This is a genomic window from Escherichia sp. KCJ4928, assembly GCF_004352695.1.
Lineage (GTDB): Bacteria > Pseudomonadota > Gammaproteobacteria > Enterobacterales > Enterobacteriaceae > ECMA0423.
In genome coordinates, this window is record NZ_SJWV01000229.1 from 1 (window position 1) to 5,576 (window position 5,576).

Annotated in this window: 6 protein-coding genes; 1 reads left to right on the forward strand and 5 read right to left on the reverse strand. The window is 49.7% G+C overall.

Annotated elements, in window-relative coordinates; translation table 11 throughout:
- The 3 genes from E0D98_RS21030 to dacD all read right to left on the reverse strand — a co-directional run.
- On the reverse strand, nt 1-678 hold a 678-nt coding region (locus E0D98_RS21030; RefSeq protein WP_001200880.1), incomplete at its 3' end, for an FUSC family protein.
- A 197-nt stretch (nt 679-875) separates the two neighbouring features.
- Complete coding sequence (gene sbmC / locus E0D98_RS21035; RefSeq protein ID WP_001105416.1) at nt 876-1,349, reverse strand: DNA gyrase inhibitor SbmC; 474 nt, start codon at nt 1,347-1,349, stop codon at nt 876-878.
- A gap of 118 nt (nt 1,350-1,467) precedes the next feature.
- Nucleotides 1,468-2,634, reverse strand: a complete 1,167-nt coding sequence (gene dacD, locus E0D98_RS21040; protein WP_000830170.1) for a serine-type D-Ala-D-Ala carboxypeptidase DacD — start codon at nt 2,632-2,634, stop codon at nt 1,468-1,470.
- A gap of 208 nt (nt 2,635-2,842) precedes the next feature.
- Here dacD and sbcB point away from each other — a divergent pair, with 208 nt between their 5' ends.
- Nucleotides 2,843-4,270 carry an exodeoxyribonuclease I gene (gene sbcB, locus E0D98_RS21045; RefSeq protein WP_000980594.1) on the forward strand — a complete coding sequence of 476 codons (1,428 nt, stop codon included), beginning with the start codon at nt 2,843-2,845 and terminating at the stop codon, nt 4,268-4,270.
- Between the two features lie 42 nt (nt 4,271-4,312).
- Here the strand turns inward: sbcB and tsuB are convergent, their stop codons facing one another.
- Together tsuB and tsuA are read right to left on the reverse strand one after the other, a co-directional pair.
- Nucleotides 4,313-4,540 carry a thiosulfate utilization sulfurtransferase TsuB/YeeD gene (gene tsuB, locus E0D98_RS21050; protein WP_000985270.1) on the reverse strand — a complete coding sequence of 76 codons (228 nt, stop codon included), beginning with the start codon at nt 4,538-4,540 and terminating at the stop codon, nt 4,313-4,315.
- Between the two features lie 13 nt (nt 4,541-4,553).
- Nucleotides 4,554-5,576: thiosulfate utilization transporter TsuA/YeeE (gene tsuA / locus E0D98_RS21055; protein ID WP_180932357.1), on the reverse strand; the 1,023-nt coding region annotated here is incomplete at its 5' end.

The following is a 5,576-nucleotide window of genomic DNA, read 5'->3' on the forward strand; positions in this document are numbered from 1 at the left end:
CTTTGGGAGAAAGGCAGTCCGCTGCATAAATCTACGCAACAGGTTAGAACCCAAGGCCCGATACGGCATGCGGACTGCAGGCAGAGAAAACTGGCCGATTTTCTCTGCACTGGAGGGATAATACAAGACCCGATTATACTCGGTCAGACTTTTCGCCAGTTGAATGCGCCAGTGGATGAACGCCCGTTGTGGCCAGATACCGGTAAACAACATTGCCAGTAAAGAGCCGAGGATCACATCGCCGCTTCGCCATAACGCCGTATCAATTTCACCTGTCGGGGAACCCACAACAATTGCCAGCGTCACCCCAATCAATAATCCTTGATACGGTTTCTTGCCCAGCGCCAGCCAACCGCAAAGAAACATCGCCGCCGCACACCAGACTAACATCAGCGGTAACGAAATTAACTCCAGTTGCAGAGCGATAAGACCTAAAATCGACCCCAACACCGTACCGCCAATACGTTCGAAGGCACGAGGGACAACGTTCCCCCAGAACGAGATTGGCCCCATAATCACCACCATGGTGACCAGCGGCCAGGTGCTTTCCGGGATAGTAAACAGGCGGATAATGAGAAAAGTGAGCAGGAATGCCAGCGCGACCCGAGTACCATGCACAATGCGGTAATGGCGGTATACCCGGATTTCAAACGGGCTTAATGACTTATCGGCACGCACTCAGAAACTCCGTAATGAAGATGAAAAGCGCTCATAACACATCTGTCGGCCAGAAGGCGCGCCTCTGAGTTATCCGACGGACATACCGGGAACAGTGTAATTTCCCGGCAGGAGCGAAAAATTTGAAAGGCGCATCTTACTCTTTTCGCTTTCAAAAAAAGAGTGGTCTTCGCGTTAACACACCGCCCTGAGATGAATTAGTGATGTTTTGGCTGCACCGCAACATACATTTCGATATCCCAGTACCCATCTTCCGCGCCATTGTTCAAGTAAACCTCGAAGCAGGGCTTTGGTAACATTTCATAAGCACTGTCCTGCAAGAGGCTATTAAAGAACTGATACCAGGGTTTAGCAAAATCATCACCGACTACACGAGCCACCGCCACCGCATATTGACCACCTGAAATTTCTGTCAGAATGACGCCCTCACTGTTTTCGGGGAGCGTAAAGTTATTCGGTACCGTCACGACGGTGTCGCAGCGTAATTTTTCGGCGGGTGTTTCATCCGGATTGTCGTAATAGACAGCAACCCACTCCTTCGGCACAATATTTTTGCTATCTACCCACATCATCAACTGCTCAAAACCTTTCTTTACCGTCTGTTCCCACGGGCCAACGAGATGGAAACCTGCAACGGTACGTTTCTCTTCCTGCTTAATCTCGTAGTTCATGACGCCTCCATTGATGCTGTTTTTATATACAGTATAGTTGCAAAATTAAAACCACAAGGAATGAGTGTTGATTATGCGAGCAGACTCGCACTCCTGCCAGTCTGCTGCAAAAGAAAGGTCAGGCCTTATGGTGGAAATAATCACTCAGGCGAGAAAACATGCTGCCTTCCCCGACAGATTCCAGGGTAACCAGCGGCCAGTGCGCCACCTGTTTATCACGGTCGTAAAGTTCAATTTCCCCTACCCGCTGATGGGCGCTAATTGGCGCGGTGAGCTCTTTACCATCAAGGGTATATTTGGCTTTGATATGTGGAATTTCGGCTTTCGGTAGCACCATCCAGAACTCTTGTTCCGTTCCCAGGTCGATATTTTCTTTATCGCCATACCAGATGCGTTCCGTTCCGACCTTTTTCCCACGGTGCAAAATTTGCACCGTAGTAAAGTTTTGTTGCCCCCAACGCAGTAATTTTCTTGCCTCTTCCTCACGACCTTTTGCACTGTCAGCCCCCATTACCACTGCAATGAGACGACGCTGCCCATCTACAGCCGAAGCAATGAGATTAAACCCGGCACCAGAAGTATGACCCGTTTTCAGGCCGTCAACATTCATGGTTTTATCCCACAACAACCCGTTACGGTTTTGCTGGGTGATACCGTTCCAGGTGAGACTTTTCTCACTGTACATATGATAAAACTCGGGCTCGCCGTGGATGATAGCGCGAGAAAGCACAGCTAAATCATAAGCCGAGCTATGCTGGCCAGGTGCATCCAGACCATGCACTGTTTCAAAATGCGTATCCTTGAGATGCAGCTTCTCGGCATAGTTGTTCATCATTTCAACAAACTGCCGTTGCCCACCGGCAATATAGTCAGCCAGAGCAACACAAGCGTCATTTCCGGAATCCACAATTAAACCACGGCTTAAATCACGTACCGATACGCGATCGCCCTCTTTCAAAAACATCAGTGAAGAACCGACAAACACCGGATTATCTTTCGCCCACGCATCGCGCCCCACGGTGACAATATCGTCTGGCGTAATGCGATGACTATCGATAGCGCGATCCACGACATAACCCGTCATCAGCTTTGTCAGGCTGGCGGGATTGCGCTGTTGATGCTCATTACCCGCGGTGAGGATCTGACCGGTGGTGTAATCCATCAGTACCCAGGACCCGGCATGAATCTGTGGAGGCTGAGGTGAAAAAGGAATGTTTTCCGCCGCAAAACCAGACGATAAGTTAAAAACGAACAAAGAAGCAGCAATAATAAGACGGCGTTTCAACAGCAAACCCTCAGGAGTTTCAAATAGCTGTTCTTTTTACGGAAATACTTATGAACTGGCTGGAATAAAGTGCAAGAAAATGTGACTACTCTCTCATTTTTATCTGACATGATCTGTTGCCACTCGCTGTCAAATTGTTGCGCTAAAGCTGATTAGCACGGTGATATTTGATACTCTGGCAGACAGCAGAAATAACGGATTTAACCTAATGATGAATGACGGTAAGCAACAATCTACCTTTTTGTTTCACGATTACGAAACCTTTGGCACGCACCCCGCGTTAGATCGCCCTGCACAGTTCGCAGCCATTCGCACCGATAGCGAATTCAATGTCATCGGCGAACCCGAAGTCTTTTACTGCAAGCCCGCGGATGACTATTTACCCCAGCCTGGAGCAGTATTAATTACCGGTATTACCCCGCAGGAAGCACGGGCGAAAGGAGAAAACGAAGCCGCGTTTGCCGCCCGTATTCACTCGCTTTTTACCGTACCGAAGACCTGTATTCTGGGCTACAACAATGTGCGTTTCGACGACGAAGTCACACGCAACGTTTTTTATCGTAATTTCTACGATCCTTACGCCTGGAGCTGGCAGCATGATAACTCGCGCTGGGATTTGTTGGATGTTATGCGTGCCTGTTATGCCCTGCGCCCGGAAGGAATAAACTGGCCTGAAAATGATGACGGTCTACCGAGCTTTCGCCTTGAGCATTTAACCAAAGCGAATGGTATTGAACATAGCAACGCCCACGATGCGATGGCTGATGTGTACGCCACTATTGCGATGGCGAAACTGGTAAAAACGCGTCAGCCACGCCTGTTTGATTATCTCTTTACCCATCGTAATAAACACAAACTGATGGCGTTGATTGATGTTCCGCAGATGAAACCCCTGGTTCACATTTCCGGAATGTTTGGGGCATGGCGCGGCAATACCAGCTGGGTGGCACCGCTGGCGTGGCATCCTGAAAATCGCAATGCTGTAATTATGGTGGATTTGGCAGGAGACATTTCGCCATTACTGGAACTGGATAGCGACACATTGCGCGAGCGTTTATATACCGCAAAAACCGATCTTGGCGATAACGCCGCCGTTCCGGTTAAGCTGGTGCACATCAATAAATGTCCGGTGCTGGCCCAGGCGAATACGCTACGCCCGGAAGATGCCGACCGACTGGGAATTAATCGTCAGCATTGCCTCGATAACCTGAAAATTCTGCGTGAAAATCCGCAAGTGCGTGAAAAAGTGGTGGCGATATTCGCGGAAGCCGAACCGTTTACGCCTACAGATAACGTGGATGCACAGCTTTATAACGGCTTTTTCAGTGACGCAGATCGTGCAGCAATGAAAATTGTGTTGGAAACCGAGCCACGTAATTTACCGGCACTGGATATCACTTTTGTTGATAAACGGATTGAAAAGCTGTTGTTCAATTATCGGGCACGCAACTTCCCGGGGACGCTGGATTATGCCGAGCAGCAACGCTGGCTGGAGCACCGCCGCCAGGTATTCACGCCAGAGTTTTTGCAGGGTTATGCTGATGAATTGCAGATGCTGGTACAACAATATGCCGATGACAAAGAGAAAGTGGCGCTGTTAAAAGCACTTTGGCAGTACGCGGAAGAGATCGTCTAATTTGAAGCCTCCGCCGCTGGTACGGCGGAGGACAATGTTGAGTCAGGCTTTTTGAACGGTGATGCTCCACGCTGCATCGTCAATCTGCTGATAATCGGTGATGGCATGTCCTTCTTCTGCCGCCCACTGTGGGATTGCTTCAGTTGCCTGGGTGCAATCAAACTCAATTACCAACTCATCGCCGCTGGCCATTTCTGCCAGTGCTGCTTTTGCTTCTATGAGTGGAAACGGACAGACCTGCGTCACCACATCCAGCTTTTTAATCGCCATCTTTACACCTTACTTAATTTGCCGCAGCAGTCGCCAGTCGCGCCTTACGCTGCGGTCGAACATACACAAGCCAGGACGCAGTCCAGACTCCGAGAATCATAAATACAAGGCCAATCCAGCCCTGCCAGGTCATCATTGCAGTCATAACCAGTCCATTACCGATAGAGCAACCACCTGCAATACTGGCACCGAAGCCCATCAGTACACCACCTAACCCGCTACGTAATGTTGTTTGTGCATCAGCTGCGCGAACGCGGAACTCACGGCTCGCTTTGGCTGCAATAAATGACCCCACGAAGATCCCTAACACCAGGAAAACGCCCCAGTTAATGTATTTCACGTCACCCGCGACCAGAAATTGCAGAATATTGGCCGTTGGGGAAGTGATTCCTAACCCAAACATGCGTCCGGTTGCTTCACTCAGGGGCCAGGCTAAAAGCGCAATCAAACCGATGAGTACAGCAGTGACAAAGGGATGCCAGCGTTTTTCAAACAGAATATGAGCGATCCCGGTTCGGCGCGGCGGTAAGGTCGCGACTTTGAGTTTTGGCTTCTTCAACTCTTTCATCACCACCCAGAGCGTTATCACCAGCAAAACGGCAACCAACGGCCACACAGACAAATTAAAAGTCTCAGCAATAGAGTTATGTTCAGTACTGTAGTGCTGCAAGGTTTGATTTAAACCACTGGCATGTGGAGAACGCATCACCGCACTCATCACCATATAAGTGAAAAGCGCGATCCAACTGCCGATCAATCCCTCACCCGCGCGATACCAGGTCCCGGTGGCACATCCACCCGCCAGAACAATTCCCAGCCCAAAGATATACCCACCTATAACAGTACCAAGCCACGGGAACGCCCCGGCTTCGTAAGTCAGTAGGCCCGCCTGAATTAACGCAAAAACCCCCACACTTTGTACCGAAATTGCAATCAGCAAGGCGTAAAACATGCGATTATTTTTCGCGAGATACATATCGCGAAAACCACCTGTCAGGCAAAAACGCCCACGCTGCATGACAAATCCCAGCAGAGC